The following is an 18,384-nucleotide window of genomic DNA, read 5'->3' as shown; positions in this document are numbered from 1 at the left end:
TAACAGATCTTTTTGTGCAGCGCACAAAAATGATTCGCCGACGCGAGCGCCGGCGCTTTCTCGCGACGCCCACGCATGGGCGCCTACGGCTTAGCGGCGGCGCGGCGCCGGACGCGGCCCGGTCGGACCACGGTTTTCGATGTGACGGAAGGTGATGCGGCCCTTGTTGAGGTCGTACGGCGACATCTCGAGGGTCACGCGGTCGCCCGCCAGGATACGGATGTGGTTTTTCTTCATGCGGCCCGAGGTATAGGCGATCAACTGGTGTCCGTTGTCCAGGTTCACGCGGAAGCGCAGTTCGGGCAGGATTTCGGCCACGAGGCCGTTCATTTCGATAAGTTCTTCTTTTGCCATGCTGGTTCTCCTGATGCAAATGCATGTACGGCCCGGGCGGCGCACGGGTTCGGTGAAGCGTCGGTCGCACCGCCGGGCGCTGCATGGCAGTGTTTGGTGCTGGCCTGACCGGTGCCAGGCGGGAGAGAGAAGCGCGCAAGCTGCAGGAGCTGCGGAGGCTTGGGCGGCGCCGTAGCGTTGTGGTGCTGCTATGGGGCCGGGGGAAAGTCGGAGGCGGGGCTCGACGACAGGACGCCAGTATACCACTTAGCGTGCTGCGCTGCACGAAGGAGACGTTGTCGACCGGTGAGAGGGTCCTCCAGCCCTACGGTGGATAAGCGCCTTTTTAGCAGCGAAACAATCTTTTCTCCCTTGCCGCATTACAAAATCCGGTCGAATCCACGATGCGCCGCACAAATTTTCGCTTGACACACCTTAGCCACTCCCCTAAAGTCTTCCGCATGTCTTCCCATCCGCATCTGTCGATCTCCCTACCTGCCACCGGCGCGCTAGCGCTGGGCCTGCTACTACGCGCGTAATCCACGCCGTACGTCCCGGCCACAAGCCGGCCCCCCAAGCAGTCTCGCAGTCCAGGAAGTGAACAAGATGTCCCGGTTTTCCACCCCAGCGTCACACAGCAAGTCCTCCGGCCCCACCCTGCCGTCAGGTTCGCGCGCCTTCGTCCGCCTGCTGCTAAAGCTACCGATCGGTTGCCGGGCCTAGCGTTCCCGCGGCCCGCCCGGCAGCCCCTTCGCCGCACTCCCGCCCCATCCAGGGCCCGATGTGTCACTAGTAGTCAAGCAATCAGGAGCAACGATCATGCTGAAGAATCCCGCCGCCAAATACCGTCCCTTCCCCGCCGTCGCACTGAGCGACCGCCAGTGGCCAAGCCGCACCATCACCCAGCCGCCCATCTGGATGAGCACCGACCTGCGCGACGGTAACCAGGCGCTGATCGAGCCGATGAGCCCGGAGAAGAAGCTGCGCTTCTTCGAGATGCTGGTCAAAATCGGCATCAAGGAGATCGAAGTCGGCTTCCCCTCCGCGTCGCAGACCGACTTCGACTTCGTGCGCATGCTGGTCGAGGAAAACCGCATCCCCGACGACGTGACCATCATCGTCCTGACCCAGGCGCGCGATGAGCTGATCCGCCGTACCGTGGAATCGGCCGTTGGCGCCAAGCGCGCCATCGTCCACGTCTACAACTCGGTGGCCCCGGTGTTCCGCCGCGTGGTGTTCGGCATGGAGCGCGAGGAGATCGTGCAGATCGCGGTCAAGGGCACCCAGCTGATCAAGGAGCTGGTCGCCCAGCATCCGCAGACCCAGTGGGGCCTCGAGTATTCGCCGGAATCCTTCTCGACCACCGAGCTCGATTTCTCCAAGCAGATCGTCGATGCCGTGAGCGCCGTGTGGCAGCCGACGATCGAGAACAAGATGATCGTCAACCTGCCTTCCACCGTCGAGGCCAGCACCCCGAACGTCTACGCCGACCAGATCGAGTGGATGTGCCGCCACCTGAACAACCGCGAATCGCTCGTCATCAGCGTCCACCCGCACAATGACCGCGGAACCGCGGTGGCCGCCGCCGAGCTGGCCGTGATGGCCGGCGCCGACCGCGTCGAAGGCTGCCTGTTCGGCAACGGCGAACGCACCGGCAACGTCGACCTGGTGACCCTCGCCATGAACCTCTACACCCAGGGCGTCAACCCGGGCCTGGACTTCTCGGACATCGACGCGGTGCGCCAGCTGGTCGAGGAATGCAACCAGCTGCCGGTGCACCCGCGCCATCCGTATGTGGGCGACCTGGTGTTCACCGCCTTCTCCGGCTCGCACCAGGACGCGATCAAGAAGGGCTTCGCCAAGCAGCAGGCCGACGCGATCTGGGAAGTGCCCTACCTGCCGATCGACCCGGCCGACCTGGGCCGCAGCTACGACGCCGTCATCCGCGTCAACAGCCAGTCGGGCAAGGGCGGCATGGCCTACCTGCTGCAGCAGGAATACGGCCTCGAACTGCCGCGCCGCCTGCAGATCGAATTCTCGCGCGCCGTGCAGCGCATGGCGGACAGCACGGGGCGCGAAGTGGTCGCCTCCGACATCCACGCCCTGTTCTCGCGCGAATACCTGGAACAGGACCAGCCCTATGACTACATCGCCCACCGCATGGTCGAGGACAGCGCCCACGGCGTGCAGATCGACCTGGACGTGACGCGCGACAGCGCCCGCAAGACCTGCCAGGGCGCCGGCAATGGCCCGATCGACGCCTTCGTGAATGCGCTCGGCCTCGACATCCGCCTGATGGACTACCACGAGCACGCCATCGGCCGCGGCGCCGACGCCCGTGCCGCCTGCTACGTCGAGCTGCGCGTGGGCGACGGGGCGACGCTGTTCGGTGTCGGCATCGACAGCAATATCGTGACGGCCTCCTTCCGCGCGGTGCTGTCGGCGGTGAATCGCCACATGGCGCAGGCGGTGCCGGTCGCCAAGGCTGCCTGAAGCGGCAATTCGTTGTCGGCTTGTCCAGAAAACGTTGCTTTACCGAAAAATTCGTTGTGGCATCACGTTAACTGATGCAAACTTTCGGGAATTGACGCTTTTGACAATGGACAAGCCGTGTCCTTTCCTCTTCCCTTCACGCTGATTCTTGCCCGCGCACCGCTACGGCGGCGCGGCGCCCTGGCGTGGACGGCGGCCTGCCTGCTGTTCCTTGCAGGATTGCTGGGCAGCGGCGCGGCGCAGGCCACCGTCTATACGTTCAACGGCAACCCCGTCGATACCTGCACGCTCTCGAACAAGGTCTATACCTGTCCTTATCCTGCCTACCTCGACTGGGACGACTCGGTCGTGATCGGCAGCGGCTACACCCTCAAGGTCACCAACAACGTCGCGGTCACCTGGAACCAGGGCCTGACGATGGGCAGCGGTTCGAAGCTCATCGTGACGGGCAACCTGAACCTGAAGGACGTCAACCCGGCCAATCTCAAGATCACGGGCGGCGACATCGAAGTGGGCGGGACCTTTTCGATGGGGGCGTCGGCACAGTCGGCGACCGCCAATATCACTGCCGGCGCGATCCAGTTCGGCACCGACCGGGTGACGATCACCGGCAACCTCACCTCGAAAGGGGTGGTCAACATCAGTTCCCACTCCCGCATCACGGGCAACATCGTCGGTACTGTCGTGACCACCGGCTCCCCGGTCACGATCACCGGCGACGTCACGGCGAGCAGCAAATTCACGCTGGCCTCCGGCAGCACCGTCACCGGCCAGGTCAGCGCGCCGGTATTCGACATGCTGGCCTCCGGCAGCAAGGTGACCGGCAACGTGACCGCAAGCAGCAGCATGACCATGGGCTCGGGCAACTCGGTGACGGGCAACGTCGATACCGGCGACCTGCTGCTGCAGTCTTCCAGCGCCCTCATCACGGGCGACGCCAGGGTCAACTGGGCGACGCTGGAATGGGCCGGGCGCGTGGCAGGGACGATCTACTGCAAGAACGGCACCAAGAAGAACAGCTGCGACTGCGTGACGAACAACAGCGGCTTTGCAGTGAATTCGGCGAACGGGCCGCGCTGCGAAGCCGTGGCGCCGAAGGGCGTCCACCACTTCCAGATCAGCCATGACGGACAGGCGCATACCTGCGTCCCCGAAACCGTCACAGTCACCGCCTGCGCCAATGCCGCCTGCACGGCGCCGCACTACACGGACGGTGTTACCGGCCTGGTGCTCCAGCCCGGCAACGTCGCCATCGACATCGGAAGTTCAGGCATCAACAGCAGCGGCACGGTCTCGAAGCTCGCGACGGGCACGATTGCGCTGTCGCTCGGGAACTTGCCGGCTTCGGCGGGTGCCACTACCTGCCTCATGCCCTCTGGTTCGACCAGCTGCAACATGAATTTCGCCGGCGGCGCGACGTTCAAGGTCAACGTCAAGAACCATGTATCGGCCAGCACCCAGGACGTCGAGATCTCCGCCGTGAAGCTCGACGCCCAGGCCCAGGCCTGCGTCCCGGCGCTGGCCGGCAAGAAGAACGTCGCGTTCAGTTGCCAGTACCTCGACCCGGCCTCCGGCAGCAAGACGGTGACGCTGGGCAGCGCGCCGACGACCATCCAGGCGAGTTGCGACGGCACGGCCGCCAGCCTGCTTCTCGATTTCAACGCGAGCACCGGCATTGCCGGCGTCAAGCTGAACTATCCGGACGCGGGCAAGGTCAAGCTCATCGCGACCCATACCAGCGCGGACGGCGACAAGATCAGCGGCAGCGATGAGTTCATTGCGGCGCCGGCGAAATTCGTGTTCACCGGCCTGCCTGCGGCAAACAGCACCATCCGCGCCGGCGAGGACTTCAGCTTCAAGATTCAGGCGCAGAACAGTGCGGGTGCGCTGACGCCGAACTTCGACAAGACAGCCCTGTCCGGCAAGCTGAGCGCCGTCGAAACGGCGCTGGAACCATGCACGGTGCCGGGCCTGAACAAAGGCAACCTGGGCGCCACCACCACGAGCGATTTCTTGAAAGGCGAGGCCGGCGTCACCCTGTCGTGGTCCGAAGTCGGCAAGATGGGCCTGAAGGCGAAGCTGACCGATTTCCTGGGCAGTAGCCTGGCGGTCGAAGGCGGCACGGCCTGCGACGCCATCGGCAACTTCATCCCCCACCATTTCCATGTCGCGCTGGCCGATCCCGCGGCAAAATTCTATTATTCCAGCCAGCCGTTCGGCGTGGTCGTCACGGCCAGGAACAAGGGCAAGGGCACCACAAGCAACTACAACAAGGCCACCGGGCTAAGCCAGGCGGTGACCCTGAGCGCGTGGAAGGAGGACGGCAGCGCCGCCAACCCTGGACCGGGCGTGATCTCGGCTGCCGCCATCGGCGCCAACGATTTCGAGAATGGCGTGGCCAGGCCCAAGCCTGCGTATGCCCTGACGCCGCCGCCGCCGGCGCCGCTCAAGGTACGAGTGCGTGCTTCGAATGCCCAGGTTACATCGAAAGACCAGGCGGATGCGGAACAGGCTTTGCCCCTGATCCGCTTCGGCCGCCTGCGCATCGCCAACCGCTTCGGCAGCGCACGCGCCAAGCTCGCTCTGCCGGTGATGGCCGAATACTGGAGCGGGAACAGCTGGGTCCTCAACACCGACGACGACAGCACCGTCGTTCCCTTCACGGCCTTCGTGCTGCGTCCGAATACCCAGGCCTCGGCGCTTGCTGCGCTCGCAGTGCCGAAGCCGGACAAAGACCTGGCGATCAAGGCCGGCATGGGCGAACTGATTCTGCAGCCGGGCAAGGACAGCGGCGCAGGCTGGGTCGACGTGGTGTTCAACCTGGGCGAGACCAAGACCGACAGTTCCTGCCTGGCGTTGCCCAAGCCGGACAGCACGGGCGCCAAGCTACCCTGGCTGCGCTCCCTGAACAACGCCTGCGCCACCACCTACACCGTCGACCCCTACGCACGCGCCACCTTCGGCGTGTTCGCGCCGGAGAGCCGCCGCATCATCCACATTCGCGAGGGCTTCCGGTGAGGCGGCAGGCGGGTTTCACGATGGTCGAGCTGGTGACCGTCATGGTGCTGATCGGCGCCCTCGCGGCGATCGGCATCCCCCGCCTCATGGGCAGCAACACGACCGCCACCATGGTGTTCGGCGACCAGGTGGTGAGCGCACTGCGCCATGCCCAGAAGACGGCGGTGGCGCGGCGCCGGCTGGTGTGCGTGACCCTGGAGGGCAAGGCGGTGCGGCTGCGCATGCGCGAGGACTTCGGCCTGCCCGGGGCGGGCGTGCCCTGCACCCTGTCCACCGGCGCCACCGACACCGAGTACGGCAGCACCAACGACAGCGTGATTGCCGGCGCCGGCAGCTTCGCGGGCCAGGCCAGCATCGCTCTCTTCTTCCACCCGGACGGCACGGTCAGCAAGGACGCCGCCGGGACAAGCTTCGTCACGCGCAGCGATTCAATCGGCATCAAGGACGGGAACAGCGTGGCGCGCACCATCGTCGTCGAGGGGAGCACCGGCTATGTACAGTAGACGCATGGCCGGCGTGACCCTGGTTGAACTGGTCATCGCCATCGTCATCATCGCGGCGGCGCTGGCAGGCCTGGTGGCCGCACTCACGCGCGCCAACCGCGCCAGCGTCGATCCCATCCTCACCCAGCAGATGACGGCGATCGCCGAAGGCATGATGGAGGAAGTGCTGCTCAAGCCCTTCCTGGAAGACGATAGCGTCGCCGCGACCGGCCGCGCCGACTACAACGACATCTGGGACTACAACAAGTACGCCAAGGACAGTCCTGTCGAGGACTTCAACGGCAATGCGATCGCCGGGCTGGAACGCTACCGCGTCAGCGTCCAGGTGGACAAGGTCGCCCTCACCAATATTCCCCTGGGCGACGCGGCGCGCGTGCGCGTCACGGTGCGCAACGGTGGCCAGAGCATCGTGCTGAACGGCTGGAGGACCAAGCCATGAGGAAGCAGGCCGGCTTCACCCTGGTCGAACTGGTGATCGTGATGGTCCTGACCGGCATCATCGCGGGCGTGCTGGCCACGCAGCTGGGGCCGACGATCCAGTCCTACCTGGCGGTCGAGCGCCGCGCCGCCCTGACTGACCAGGCCGACACCTCGCTGCGCCGCATCGCGACCGAGATCCGCAGCGCCGTGCCGAATTCGCTGCGTCTGCATTCCTCGGAGTGCCTGGAGCTGGTGCCGACGATCGATGGCGGACGGCTGCGCACAGGGCCCGACATCGCCAAGCCGGCGAGCCCGGGCGCCTTCCTCGACCAGTTCGAAAGCAAGGCGGCCTTCGACGTTCTCACCCGTTTCACCAATCCGGTCGGCAAGGGCGACCTGGTCGTGATCGGCAACCAGAACACGACCGACCTGTACGACGGCACCAACGTGGCCGTCATCGACACCGTCTCGCAGACGGGCGACAGCACCGGCGAGCACAGGATCACGCTGACGGCCGCGCGCACCATCCCGCAGGGCTACGACAGCGGCCGCTTCGTCGTCGTGCCTGCCGGCTGGCGTTCGGTCAGATATGCCTGCGTCAACCCAGGCAAGGATGCGCAGGACAACGGGTCAGGTACGCTGTACCGCGTCACATCGAATGCGCTCGCATTGGGCGCCGGCTGCCCGGCGCCGGCGAACACGGCGCCCATCGTCGCGACCAATGTGGAGGCCTGCAGCTTCGAATACTCGCCCAACCAGGGCGCGACCCAGGAAAGCGGCTTCGCCCAGCTGCGCCTGACCCTGCGCGCGCGCGGCGAGTCGGTGTCGCTGACGCTCGGCGCCCACGTGGACAACGTGCCATGAAGCGATCACGCCAGCGCGGTTTCGCCTACATCGCGGCGGTCGTCCTGCTGATCGTCGTCGCCGGCGTCGTCGTGTCGCTGCTGCGCCTGACCGCGACCCAGCAGAGCACCGTGAACCAGACCCTGCTCGGCGTGCGCGCCAGCCAGGCGGCGCGCGCCGGCGTCGAGTGGATGTTCTATCGCCTCGCCTATGACGGCGCCCTCGGCTGCCCGGCGGCGCCACCGGAAACGGAATTCCTCGCCGATACGGGCTTCCGTGTGACGGTCATCTGCACCACGCCCACGGACCCGTTCAAGGAAGGCGAGCAGCCAGCCGGCACCGCCACCGAGAAATACGTCTACCGGATCGAGTCGATCGCCTTCAACGGCAACGTGACGCAGGCTGAATACGTGGAACGACGCCGCATCGCCACCATCTGCATGACGAAAGCCGGCGGGATCTGCTGAGGCTTCGTTCGAGCCCTGCCGAAGGCCTGCCGGTACTGCGCGGTCGTCATCCCCGTCGCTTCCTTGAACATGCGCCGCATCCCCGTGTCGCTGCTGAAGCCCAGCTCCGCGCTGATGGTGCTGGCCGGCAGGCCGGTGTGAATCAGGCGCTCGCTCACCTGGTTCAGCTTCACGCGCCGCACCCAGGCCGCGGCAGGCAGGCCGGTGGCGGCGAGCACCTTGCGCGCCAGCGTGCGTTCGGAGGTAGCGAGTTCGCGCGCCAGCCGAAGTAATGTGCCCGCTCCCGCCGGCAGGCGTTCGACTGCATCGTGCAGGCGCCGCATCAGGGGGCCGGGCTGGGCGATCAGGTGCACGGTCTGGAAGGCCTGGTGGGTGCGCTCGGGGCGCGGCAGCATCATCAGGCGGGTCAGGTCGCGGTAGGCCTCCATGCTCAGGCGCGATTCGATGAGGGCCTGGGCGATCGGCAGGTAGCCGTTCACGCCGGAAGCAGTGGCCGTGCGCTCGTTGAACACGTCGGTGCGCTCGACCTGCCAGTCGACTTTCGGGAAGCGCTTGCGCGCGCTGTCCGCCAGCCACCAGGTGATGGTCGCGCCCTGCCGGTCCAGCCTGCGCGCGGCGGCGGCCAGGCACACGCCGGTGCAGTAGCTCCACACCGCGACCTGCTTGCCGAGCCGGCCGATGGCGGCGACGAGGGGCGCGTTGTCCGCCAGCGCCATCTCGACCTGTTCGGCGGACTCGGTCCAGAAGCCAGGCACCAGCAAGGCATCGACCTGCGCCTTGTGGAGCGCTTGCGCGGCCGGCAGGCGCAGGCCGTGCGCGCAGGCGACCTCGCCTTCGGCCAGCCCGACGAACACGGTCTCGAACAGGCGCCGTCCGGCACGCCGGTTGGCCGCTTGCAGCAGGTCGGCGAAGGCGAGCAGGCCGGCCGGTGGGGCGCGCTTCGACCTGGGCAGCGCGATCATCATGGACGCGCAGGATGTCGTCGACCTGCTGCGCCTCACGCAAGGCCAGGTGGTGGCGAACCACCTGGAGGCACTGAGCCACTGTCCGGTCACCCGGACCGGACTGGCGCAGGCTGCCACCCAGGCCGGCATGCAGGCCCGGCTCCATGTCCCGGCCGATGGCGAAACCCTGACGTTCCACGAAGCAGAACTGTTAATGGTGATGGAATAATGATGCCAGTTTTACCGTAATTATCCCTTTTCGATAATCGTTCATCATGCGGGTATCCCATCCAGACAAGAGGAGCATCCGCATGAACCAGGACACCCGCCCAGTCGCCATCGTCACCGGCGCATCGCGCGGCATCGGCGCCGCCATCGCCCAGCGCCTCGCCGAGGATGGCTACCGCATCGTCGTCAACTACGCCAGCAACGAAGCCGAGGCGCAGCGCGTGGTGGCGACCCTGCACGCCACCGGCCACGGCGCCATTGCCGTCCGGGCCGACGTCTCCAGACCCGACGAGGTGCGCGCCCTGTTCGATGCCGCCGAGCGCGAGCTGGGCCGGGTCGACGTGCTGGTCAACAATGCCGGCGTGCTCAAGACCATGCCGCTGGCCGAGACCAGCGACGAACTGTTCGAGAACACCTTCGGCATCAATGTGCAGGGCACCTTCAACACCCTGCGCGAGGCGGCGCGGCGCCTGAACGACGGCGGGCGCATCGTGAATTTCTCCACGACCGTGCTGGCGATGAAGCTGCCGGGCTATGCGATCTACAGCGCCAGCAAGGCGGCGGTGGAGGCGATGAGCGCCGTCTTCGCCAAGGAACTGCGCGGCCGCCAGATCCGCGTCAACACCGTGGCGCCGGGGCCGGTTGCCACCGAGCTGTTCTTCTCCGGGAAGACCCAGGAACAGATCGAGGGTTTCGCCAGGATGCCGCCGCTCGAGCGCCTGGGCGAGCCGGACGATATCGCGCGCATCGTGTCCTTCCTGGTGAGCGAGGAGTCGGGCTGGATCAATGGCCAGGTGCTGCGTGCGAACGGGGGCACGGCCTGAGCTTCCCCTATAATCGGGCGCATTGTTCCTACGGTGTGCCCGCATGTCTTACCGCCTCGCCATTTTCGACTTCGACGGCACGCTGGCCGATTCCTTCCCCTTCTTCGTCAGCGTGTTCAACCGCATCGCGGACGAGCACGGCTTTCGCCGCGTCGATGGCGACGAGGCCCAGCAGCTGCGCCACCACGATACACGCACCATCATGCGCCACCTCGGCATGCCGGCCTGGAAGCTGCCCCTGGCCTCGCGCAGCTTCATCGGCCTGATGCGCGAGAACGCGGCGCGCATCCCCCTGTTCGAGGGCATCCACGAAGTACTGCACACGCTCAGCCGCGAAGGCGTGCGCCTGGCCATCGTGTCCTCGAATTCGGAGCAGAACGTGCGGCTGGTGCTGGGCCCGGCGCTGGGCGATTTGTTCCAGCATTACGAGTGCGGCATGTCGGTCTTCGGCAAGGCGGCGCGCATCCGCAAGGTGGTGAAACAGGCCGCAGTGCCGGCTGCGCATGCGCTCTACGTGGGCGACCAGGCCATGGATGCCGAGGCGGCGCGCAAGGTCGGCGTGGCCTTCGGCGCCGTCAGCTGGGGTTATGCGCCGATCGAGGTCCTGCGCAGGGTCGGGCCAGAGCGCGAATTCGGCACGCCGGCCGAATTGCTGCGCATCGTCCGCCCCTGAGGGCTCAGCCCTTCACGCACACCACCTGCTTGAGCGTGTGCACCACCTCGACCAGCTCGCGCTGGGCGTGCATGACGGCGTCGATGTCCTTGTAGGCCATCGGGATCTCGTCGATCACGCCCTCGTCCTTGCGCGATTCCACCCCTTCCAGCACGCGCTCCATGTCGGCGCGGGTGAAGCGGCGCTTGGCCTCGGTGCGGCTCATCACGCGTCCCGCGCCATGGCTGCAGCTATGAAAACTTTCCGGGTTCCCCTTGCCGCGCACAATGAAACTCTTGGCGCGCTCGGCATCGATTTCTGAAGGCCGTACGCCAGCGGCGCCGCCTTGCGCGGGCTGGACAGCGCTTCTATACTCGCAGCACATGCATTCCTGCATCATCGACAAGGTAAAGCCCATGCGCCATCCATCCTTCCTGCTCGTCCCGCTGCTGGCACCGCTGCTGCTGACAGGCTGCGTCAACGACACGGCCAGCTACCAGATCGAGGGCAATGACCATGCGCTGACCGTGCGCGTCGTACAGGATTATTTCTGGAGCAAGGAAGGCACGGTGAAGCTGACCGCGGCGCGCATGCCTGACTGCATGCGCCAGATGGACCTCGGGGAATTGCCTCTGTCGGGCCTGGAGATCGAACTGTTTGCTAGCGGACCCAATCTGTACACCCTGCGCGCCGGCGAAGAGACCTGGCAGGTCGAGACCCAGGGCTGCACCCAGCGCGAAGCACCGGAAGCGAACGCCGTGACCGGCCAGGCGCTGGGCGCCTTCCACCTCGATGCCAACGGCAAGCTGGTGTTCGAGGCGGCGGAGGCGGGGCCGGAAGGCGATACGGGAAGCAGTACGCAAGCGCCGTCGTAGGAGCGCGCGGCCGGCGCGCGAACAATCCTTCCACGCGTCCTGCGTGCGTCGGACCCGCTCGCCGCAAGGCCAGGCCTGCGGCGATGCCGGCCGCGTCGTCCCTACACGGTCGCCTTCACATCACAATCAGGGGCGCAACCAGCCGCGCCCGATCGGCACCGCCAGCACCCGGCGGTACACATTCTCCATCCAGGGCAGCACGGAGGCGCAGGCGGCGCGGCCCGCCGGCGTCGACACGAGCATGGCCATCGTGGCGGACACCGCGAGTGCGCCGAACATGTCCTTGGGCCAATGCACGCCAAGATAGACCCGCGACCAGGCGACGACCAGCGCCAGCGGCAGCAGCACCAGCCCGACGCGGCGCACCTGCGCCACCCCGCTGAAGACCAGCACCAGGGCCACCGAGAAGATGCTGGTCGCATGGTCGCTCGGGAAAGAGCTGTCGGGATCGTGCAGGAGGAAGGTGTGGCCGATCTCGGCGACGAAGGGACGGGGGCTGTACCAGAACTGGCCGATCAGGTTGTTGAGGGTCAGGGCGCAGGCGGCGGCGATGAAGGCGCGCAGCGCGATTTCGCGGCGCGGCCCGCTCCCGCCGATCCACAGCAGCACCAGCGTCAGCGGCACCAGGAAAATCAGCCACTCGGCGGCGAACACGGCGCCGAGCAATTGCCAGCCATCCAGGCTGGCCTCGGCGTTGAGGGCAGAGAAGAGGATCAGGTTGAGGTGCTCGAACATGGCGCCGCCAAAAGTGATATCAAGAATATATCGCCGTAGCTTAGCGGAGCTCATCCGCCGCACGGTTCGAGAAGTGCAACAGTTTGTGACAATGGTATGACAGTCCTGTCGGCCACTGCCCCAGCTCAAGCGCGATGCAGCATGCGCCGCAGTTGGGTCAGTTCCTGCTCCCGCCCGGACCGTTCGAGCACGGTTTCCAGCAGCGTGCGGTCGCCTTCGCGCAGCATGGTCCATTGGGTGAAATACTCGTGCACCGTGCGCCAGGGCGGAAAGCCGGCCGGCATATTGCGCCAGGTGCTGCCGGTGTGCAGGAAGTAGAGGACCGCGCAGAACACGTCGTAGAGGTCGTGCTTGCGTGGCCGGGTCTTGCGCCGCGCCGCCTCCAGCATGCCGCGCACGGGCTCAAACTGCTCGCGAGAAATATCGCTGGGATAGGCCGGACGGTCCATGGTCGTCCCCTCCAAAATAACTTGGAGAGGGGCGATCCGGAACAGGTTCCCAGACAAACGCGGCCTTCGGGCGAAGGCCGGCGGAATAAACGCTTAGTCGCGCGTGAGCGCCAGGAACTCGGTGCGCAGCGCCAGGTTCGGCTGCAGCTCGCCCAGCATCGCCGAAGTGATCGTCTCTTCGCCGATGGAGCGGATGCCGCGGCTTTCCATGCACATGTGGCGGCACTTCACGACCACGCCGACCGCCTTCGGTTCCAGCACTTCCATCAGGGCGTTGGCGATCTGGATCGTCATGCGCTCCTGCACCTGCAGGCGCTTGGAGAAGATGTCGACCAGGCGGGTCAGCTTCGACAGGCCGACGATCTTCCCGTTCGGCAGGTAGCCGACGGTGGCCTTGCCGAAGAAGGGCGCCAGGTGGTGCTCGCAATGGCTGTAGACCGGGATATTACGCACCACGATCAGCTCATTGTATTCCTCGGCGCCATCCTCGAAGGCCTTGAGCACTTCGACGGGATCCTGGTCATAGCCCGAGGTCCAGTGTTTCCAGGCCTTCGCCACGCGCTGCGGCGTCTCCTGCAGGCCGGGACGGTCGGGGTCCTCGCCGATGCTGGTGAGCAGGCGGCGCCAGTCGTGTTCGGTGAAAGCTTCTTTGTCAGACATGGTGAACCTTAAAAAATCGAGTGCCGCAAGTATATAGAAAATGCGCTTAGCCGGCCTGGGTCTGCCAATTTCTTGAGCAAAATTAACGGGTCGTAAGTGCGCGTGGCGTAGCGTGGGTGAGGGTCAACCTGGGAGAGAAGCCATGTTCGGAAGCACTGTCCTCGAAGTCGCCATCGGCCTGACATTTTGCTACGGCACCCTGGCGCTGGTCGTCAGTACCTTGCAGGAGGCGCTGGCGGCGGCCTTCAGCCTGCGCGCCAACATGCTGCTGGCGGCCATCAAGCGCATGCTGGACGACCCGCGCTGCGAAGCCCTGGCCCAGAGCCTCTACGACCACCCGCTGGTCAATCCGCATGGCAGCTCGCATGCGGGGCGTCCGCTGTCGGTGCGGCCGTCCTATATCGAACCGGCCCATTTCGCGATCGCCCTGCTCGATTCCCTGCGCAGCAACCCGGCCATTCCGCTGCAGGCGGCCATCGAGGCCCTGCCCGACGAGCAGGTGCGGCGCGTGCTGCTGGCCCTGTACCGCCAGTCCAGCGGCGACCTGCAGCGCTTCCAGGACGGCGTCGCCGGCTGGTTCAACAGCGCGATGGAGCGTTTATCGGGTGTGTATAAACGGCGCCAGCTCCTGATTTCCTTCCTGCTGGCCATGCTGCTCACCATCCTGCTGAACATCGACAGCATCCACCTGTTCAAGACCCTGTGGCAGAACCCGGCGCTCGCCGCCCAGATCGAGGCCGCCCCCACCGCGCTGGACGCCGAGGCGCTGCGCCAGCTGTGGGCGCTGCCGATCGGCTGGAGCACTTTCCCGCCGCAGCTGGACAGCGCATTCGCCCTGCAGATGGCGGGCTGGCTGATCACCGCGGGCACCACCCTGTTCGGGGCGCCCTTCTGGTTCGACCTGCTGCAGCGCGCCGTGCAGCTGCGCGGGACCGGGGCCAAACCGCGGGCTGCGCCGGCGTCCGTCAAGGACAACGCTGCTGCAGCCACGTAGGCGTGATCCAGTCGACCGGATCACGCTTCGCCGACCGCGCGTTCAGCTCCGGCATGCGCTGCTACTGAGCATCCGGGAGTTGAACGCGCGGTCGGGAGGCCCCGACCACCCTTGGTCCCCCCCGGAGGATCAGCGCCCCGGCGGCCGGTGCGCGTCCACCAGCACGCTCGACACCGAAATGTGCGGCACCCGCTCCGGCCACTCGTCGTTCGGTCCGAACCAGCGCGCCTCGGCCAGCTCCGTCGCGTCGATGCGGATCTCGCCATCGAGGTAGTCGGCCGTGAAGGCCAGCATCAGCGAATGCGGGAAGGGCCAGGACTGGCTGGCGAAGTAGCGCAGGTTCTGCACGCGCAGTCCCACCTCCTCGTAGACCTCGCGGTGGATCGCCTCTTCCACCGACTCCCCCGCCTCCAGGAAGCCCGCCAGCGGCACGAAGCGCTTGGTCGGCGAATGCAGGTGCATGGCCAGCAGCACGCTGTCGCCCTTCTTGATCAGGACCATCATGGCAGGCGAGATGCGCGGATAGGCCATGTGCCCGCACTGCACGCATTTGTAGCAGCGCTCACCGGTGGCCAGCACGGTGGAACTGCCGCAGGCGCCGCAGAAGCGGTGGGTGCGCGCCCACTCGGCCACCTGGGCGGCGCGCGCCGCCAGGCCACGCAGCGATTCATCCATGTTCGAGAACAGCACCGCGCGCAGGCCGAGCAGGACATAGCCCGGCGGTAGCACCGGCTCGCTGTCGAACCATCCCGTCTCGCAATAGCGCTCGCCCAGCATGCCGAGCGGCTGCAGGCGCGCGCGATCGACGTCCAGCTGCGCCAGTACCGCGGCGTCCGGCAGGGCCAGGTCGCTTTCGCGCACCAGCAGGCGGCCGGCATGGAAGACGAAACTCAGGGGATGGGGGTCGGGACGGTGGGCGAACAGCGGGGTGAACGAAGGCGGTGTCAGGAGCATGGTTTGGGCGGCAAGGTAGAGGACGCGGTGCTTGATGATACCGCCTTTCGCGCAGGTCTTCGTCCGACCCGATCAGCGCTGCGCGCCTTCGCCACGCGAACTATTCGCTGCTCATCCGGCTCAAAGTTGGGCTGAACGCTGCTCGCCGCCCCTACTGGAGAGGACCATGGATGATTTTCCTATTGTGCTCGGCATCAACCGGAGCCAGGACGCCAGCATCTGCCTGATGCAGGGCTCGCACCTGGCCTGGGCCATCCAGAAGGAACGCCTCACGCGGCGCAAGCACCACTGGGGCAAGCCCGGCGACCTGCGCGACCATTATTCGCCGCGGCTGCCCGGGCTCGACCGGCCGGTCGACATCGTGGTCGAATGCTTCCCGCTAGAGGAGGAAGTGCGGCAGCTGCCGCTGTACGAGGAAGAACTGGCCGCCACCCTGCGGCTGGCGCATGGCGCGCGGCGGGCCCGCATCTCGCACCACATGGCCCACCTGTACAGCGTGTTCCACCCTTCTGCTTTCGAGGAGGCGGCGGTGATGGTGATCGACGGCCAGGGCAGTCCCGTGGCCGACTTCACCGAACACTGGAGCGGCGCTTCCCAGACGCCGGGCGACTGGCGCGAGGTTTCCTCTTTCTACACCGCCAGCCGCGCGGGAGGCGTCAACTGCATCGGCAAGCAGGTCTGGGATCGCGACGACGAGCGCCTGGTGGGCCTGGGCATGTTCTACTTCCTGCTCACGCAGGCGATCTTCCCCGGCGAAGGCAATGAAGGCAAGGTCATGGGGCTGGCGCCCTACGGCGACCCGGACGCGCTCGGCCTGCCTCTGCTGTCGGTCGAGGGCATGGCCGTCGGCATCCCCCAGGCCTGGCGCTCGCTGCTGCGCGAGCGCAAGCGCTTCCGCTTCGGTAGCGTGGATGCGCGGTTTACCGACTGCGCCAACCTGGCCGCCGCCGGCCAGCGCGCCTTCGAAGAGGCCCTGCTGGGGCTGGCGCACTGGCTGTACCGCGAGACCGGCGCCGAGCACCTGTGCTTCGCCGGCGGTACGGCCCTGAACTGCTCGGCCAACGCACGCCTGCTGCGCGAGACGCCGTTCCGGCGCGTCTTTCTACCGCCCGCGCCCGGCGACGCCGGCACCGCGCTCGGCTGCGCGGTCTACGGCCTGGCCGAAGTGGCCGGGCAATGCTGCGACTTCCGCTGGAGCGCCGACTACCTCGGGCCGCCCCCCCAGCTGGCCGACATCGAGGCCGCGCTCGAGGGCGCCGGCAAGGGAGAAAATGCGTTCGTCATCGAGCAGCCGCGCGGGCGCGACGCCCTGTGCGCGCGCATGCTCGACCTGCTGTGCAGCGGCCGCGTGGTCGGCCTCTACCAGGGCCGCAGCGAATTCGGTCCGCGGGCGCTGGGGCACCGCAGCATCCTGGCCGACCCGCGCCGCGACTGCGTGCGCGACTGGATCAATGCGCGCGTCAAGGGCCGCGAGTGGTTTTGTCCCCTGTCCCCGGTGGTGCCGGAAGAACGGGCGCCGGCTTACTTCGATTTGAGCGGTCCGTCTCCCTTCATGCAGTTCGCCGCCCCGGTGCGTCCCGAGATCGCGCCGATGCTGCCGGCCATCACCCACGTGGACGGCACCGCCCGCCCGCAGACCGTGAGCCCCAGCGACGACCCGCTGCTGCGCGCCCTGTTGGCCGGCTTCGAAGTGCGCACCGGCGTGCCGGTGCTGCTCAACACCTCCTTCAATGGCCACGACGAACCCATCGTCGAGACGCCCTTCGAAGCAGTCGCCGCCTTCCGCCAGATGCCCCTGCACGCGCTGGCGATGCCGCCCTTCCTCGTCACCAAGCGCCGCGAGCCGGAGCTGCCGGCATGACGCTGGCGACCGCGCGCGCCGGGCACGACATGGCGCCGGCATGAAAACCCGCACTTTCCTGCAGCGGCAGGGCGTGCGCAGCGCCATCGTGTTCCGCGCCCTCCAGCTCGGCGACATGCTGTGCGCGACTCCCGCCTTTCGCGCGCTGCGCGCCGCCCTGCCGGAAGCACGGATCGTGCTGGCCGGCCTGCCGGACATGGCGCAGTTCGCACAACGCTTCCCGTCCTACCTGGACGGCTTCATCGCCTTCCCCGGTCATCCCTTGCTGCCCGGGCAGACAGCGCGTCCCGAAGAATTACCTGGCTTCTACGCCGGCATCCGCGAGCAGGGCTTCGACCTGGCCCTGCAGTGGCACGACGGCGGCGAGGTCAGCAATCATATCGTCGCCGGCTTCGGCGCCCGCGCCATGGCCGGTTTCACGCGCGGCGAGACGGCCGGGACCAGCCGCACCTTGCTGCTGCCCTTCCCCGCGTCCGGCTCGGAGTCCGAGCGCCTGCTGCAATTGTGCGAACATCTCGGCGCCCCAGCCGTCGGCCGCCGCCTCGAATTTCCCCTGCTGCCGGGCGACGCCGAGGAACTCGAAGCCAGCCGGGTCGCGTCCGGCCTCGTACCGGGAAACTTCATCTGCATCCACCCGGGCGCAAGCACGGACGAGCAATGCTGGCCGCCGGAACGTTTCGCAAGAGTGGCCGACCAGCTGCACGCCGAATTCGGACTATCGACAGTCCTGACTGGCTGGGCCGGCGACGCGCCGATGGTACGCACGGTCGCGGATCACATGCGATCGCCGGCAATCGAGGCTGCGGCGCCGATATCGAACGGCGCCATGGCCGCACTGATGAGCCGCTCGCGCCTGCTGGTCTGCAGCGATACAGGTGTCTCCCACATCGCGGCCGGGCTCGGACTGAGCAGCGTCGTCGTTTCCGGCAAGGCCGACATTGCGCGCTGGGCGCCGCCGGACCGGCTGCGCCATCGCTGCATCTGGGATCCGGCCGCTGAGCGCTGGGCCGTCGTGCTGGAACATGCCCGCGCCCTTCTTGCGGGAACGGCGCCCAGCGGGCAGCGCGCCGCCGGGATGTGGCCATACTGGTGAGACGAAAAAAACGCAGACGGCCTTGCGGGCGTCTGCGC

The 18,384-nt window shown here is 66.9% G+C and carries 18 protein-coding genes and 2 pseudogenes; 13 read left to right on the top strand and 7 right to left on the bottom strand.

What is annotated here, in order from left to right; genetic code table 11:
• Nucleotides 1–90 precede the first annotated feature (90 nt).
• Nucleotides 91–354 (bottom strand): translation initiation factor IF-1, encoded by a 264-nt coding sequence (gene infA, locus ACQ7JA_RS11885; protein WP_227801192.1) that lies wholly within the window; start codon nt 352–354, stop codon nt 91–93.
• A 795-nt stretch (nt 355–1,149) separates the two neighbouring features.
• Between infA and leuA the strand changes: the two genes are divergently transcribed.
• The 6 genes from leuA (at nt 1,150) to ACQ7JA_RS11855 (ending at nt 8,077) form a co-directional block, all read left to right on the top strand.
• A complete protein-coding gene (gene leuA, locus ACQ7JA_RS11880; RefSeq protein WP_430897947.1) occupies nt 1,150–2,826 on the top strand; it encodes a 2-isopropylmalate synthase in 1,677 nt (558 codons plus the stop codon).
• Between the two features lie 117 nt (nt 2,827–2,943).
• Nucleotides 2,944–5,844 (top strand): DUF6701 domain-containing protein, encoded by a 2,901-nt coding sequence (locus ACQ7JA_RS11875; protein ID WP_430897859.1) that lies wholly within the window; start codon nt 2,944–2,946, stop codon nt 5,842–5,844.
• On the top strand, nt 5,841–6,347 hold the full coding sequence (locus tag ACQ7JA_RS11870) for a pilus assembly FimT family protein (RefSeq protein WP_430897857.1): 507 nt from the start codon (nt 5,841–5,843) through the stop codon (nt 6,345–6,347). Before ACQ7JA_RS11875 ends, ACQ7JA_RS11870 begins: the two co-directional genes overlap by 4 nt.
• A complete protein-coding gene (locus ACQ7JA_RS11865; protein ID WP_430897855.1) occupies nt 6,337–6,786 on the top strand; it encodes a prepilin-type N-terminal cleavage/methylation domain-containing protein in 450 nt (149 codons plus the stop codon). Before ACQ7JA_RS11870 ends, ACQ7JA_RS11865 begins: the two co-directional genes overlap by 11 nt.
• Nucleotides 6,783–7,631 (top strand): PulJ/GspJ family protein, encoded by an 849-nt coding sequence (locus ACQ7JA_RS11860; RefSeq protein ID WP_430897853.1) that lies wholly within the window; start codon nt 6,783–6,785, stop codon nt 7,629–7,631. Before ACQ7JA_RS11865 ends, ACQ7JA_RS11860 begins: the two co-directional genes overlap by 4 nt.
• The gene (locus ACQ7JA_RS11855; protein WP_430897851.1) at nt 7,628–8,077 is read left to right on the top strand and encodes a hypothetical protein; all 450 of its coding nucleotides are present in this window, start codon (nt 7,628–7,630) and stop codon (nt 8,075–8,077) included. Before ACQ7JA_RS11860 ends, ACQ7JA_RS11855 begins: the two co-directional genes overlap by 4 nt.
• Here ACQ7JA_RS11855 and ACQ7JA_RS11850 read toward each other — a convergent pair.
• Nucleotides 7,969–9,042, bottom strand: a complete 1,074-nt coding sequence (locus tag ACQ7JA_RS11850; RefSeq protein ID WP_430897849.1) for a GlxA family transcriptional regulator — start codon at nt 9,040–9,042, stop codon at nt 7,969–7,971. The two genes, ACQ7JA_RS11855 and ACQ7JA_RS11850, sit on opposite strands and share 109 nt — an antisense overlap.
• On the opposite strand from ACQ7JA_RS11850, the gene ACQ7JA_RS11845 reads away from it, so the two are divergent.
• The 3 genes from ACQ7JA_RS11845 to ACQ7JA_RS11835 all read left to right on the top strand — a co-directional run bounded on the left by ACQ7JA_RS11845 (nt 9,041) and on the right by ACQ7JA_RS11835 (nt 10,746).
• A complete protein-coding gene (locus ACQ7JA_RS11845; RefSeq protein WP_430897847.1) occupies nt 9,041–9,250 on the top strand; it encodes a hypothetical protein in 210 nt (69 codons plus the stop codon). The two genes, ACQ7JA_RS11850 and ACQ7JA_RS11845, sit on opposite strands and share 2 nt — an antisense overlap.
• 82 nt (nt 9,251–9,332) lie before the next feature.
• Nucleotides 9,333–10,073 carry an SDR family oxidoreductase gene (locus tag ACQ7JA_RS11840; protein ID WP_430897845.1) on the top strand — a complete coding sequence of 247 codons (741 nt, stop codon included), beginning with the start codon at nt 9,333–9,335 and terminating at the stop codon, nt 10,071–10,073.
• Between the two features lie 43 nt (nt 10,074–10,116).
• Entirely contained in the window at nt 10,117–10,746 is a 630-nt protein-coding gene (locus ACQ7JA_RS11835) for an HAD-IA family hydrolase (RefSeq protein ID WP_430897843.1), read from the top strand.
• Between the two features lie 4 nt (nt 10,747–10,750).
• Here the strand turns inward: ACQ7JA_RS11835 and ACQ7JA_RS11830 are convergent.
• Nucleotides 10,751–11,026 (bottom strand): annotated as a pseudogene (locus tag ACQ7JA_RS11830) (RtcB family protein); the annotation flags it as partial.
• Nucleotides 11,027–11,141: 115 nt separating this feature from the next.
• On the opposite strand from ACQ7JA_RS11830, the gene ACQ7JA_RS11825 reads away from it, so the two are divergent.
• Nucleotides 11,142–11,600: a hypothetical protein gene (locus ACQ7JA_RS11825; RefSeq protein ID WP_430897841.1), complete on the top strand. Its 459-nt coding sequence runs from the start codon at nt 11,142–11,144 to the stop codon at nt 11,598–11,600.
• Between the two features lie 126 nt (nt 11,601–11,726).
• Here the strand turns inward: ACQ7JA_RS11825 and ACQ7JA_RS11820 are convergent, their stop codons facing one another.
• The 3 genes and pseudogenes from ACQ7JA_RS11820 to folE all read right to left on the bottom strand — a co-directional run bounded on the left by ACQ7JA_RS11820 (nt 11,727) and on the right by folE (nt 13,444).
• The gene (locus ACQ7JA_RS11820) at nt 11,727–12,335 is read right to left on the bottom strand and encodes a phosphatase PAP2 family protein (RefSeq protein ID WP_430897839.1); all 609 of its coding nucleotides are present in this window, start codon (nt 12,333–12,335) and stop codon (nt 11,727–11,729) included.
• A gap of 173 nt (nt 12,336–12,508) precedes the next feature.
• Nucleotides 12,509–12,784, bottom strand: a pseudogene (locus tag ACQ7JA_RS11815) (transposase); the annotation flags it as partial.
• A gap of 93 nt (nt 12,785–12,877) precedes the next feature.
• Nucleotides 12,878–13,444 (bottom strand): GTP cyclohydrolase I FolE, encoded by a 567-nt coding sequence (folE, locus tag ACQ7JA_RS11810; RefSeq protein WP_430897837.1) that lies wholly within the window; start codon nt 13,442–13,444, stop codon nt 12,878–12,880.
• A gap of 142 nt (nt 13,445–13,586) precedes the next feature.
• Between folE and ACQ7JA_RS11805 the strand changes: the two genes are divergently transcribed.
• Nucleotides 13,587–14,438 carry a hypothetical protein gene (locus ACQ7JA_RS11805; protein ID WP_430897835.1) on the top strand — a complete coding sequence of 284 codons (852 nt, stop codon included), beginning with the start codon at nt 13,587–13,589 and terminating at the stop codon, nt 14,436–14,438.
• A gap of 129 nt (nt 14,439–14,567) precedes the next feature.
• Here the strand turns inward: ACQ7JA_RS11805 and nudC are convergent, their stop codons facing one another.
• Nucleotides 14,568–15,392: an NAD(+) diphosphatase gene (gene nudC, locus ACQ7JA_RS11800; RefSeq protein WP_430897833.1), complete on the bottom strand. Its 825-nt coding sequence runs from the start codon at nt 15,390–15,392 to the stop codon at nt 14,568–14,570.
• 166 nt (nt 15,393–15,558) lie between these two features.
• Here nudC and ACQ7JA_RS11795 point away from each other — a divergent pair, with 166 nt between their 5' ends.
• Together ACQ7JA_RS11795 and ACQ7JA_RS11790 are read left to right on the top strand one after the other, a co-directional pair.
• Nucleotides 15,559–17,253, top strand: coding sequence for a carbamoyltransferase family protein (locus tag ACQ7JA_RS11795; protein WP_430897831.1), 1,695 nt, complete (start codon nt 15,559–15,561; stop codon nt 17,251–17,253).
• Between the two features lie 40 nt (nt 17,254–17,293).
• Nucleotides 17,294–18,346, top strand: coding sequence for a glycosyltransferase family 9 protein (locus ACQ7JA_RS11790; RefSeq protein ID WP_430897829.1), 1,053 nt, complete (start codon nt 17,294–17,296; stop codon nt 18,344–18,346).
• Nucleotides 18,347–18,384 lie beyond the last annotated feature (38 nt).

It is taken from the genome of Massilia sp. BKSP1R2A-1 (assembly GCF_050586525.1).
In the GTDB taxonomy this organism is placed as follows: Bacteria; Pseudomonadota; Gammaproteobacteria; order Burkholderiales; family Burkholderiaceae_D; genus Telluria.
The sequence above is the reverse complement of the archived record's forward strand: the minus strand, read 5'-3'. Positions and strand labels throughout refer to the sequence as shown.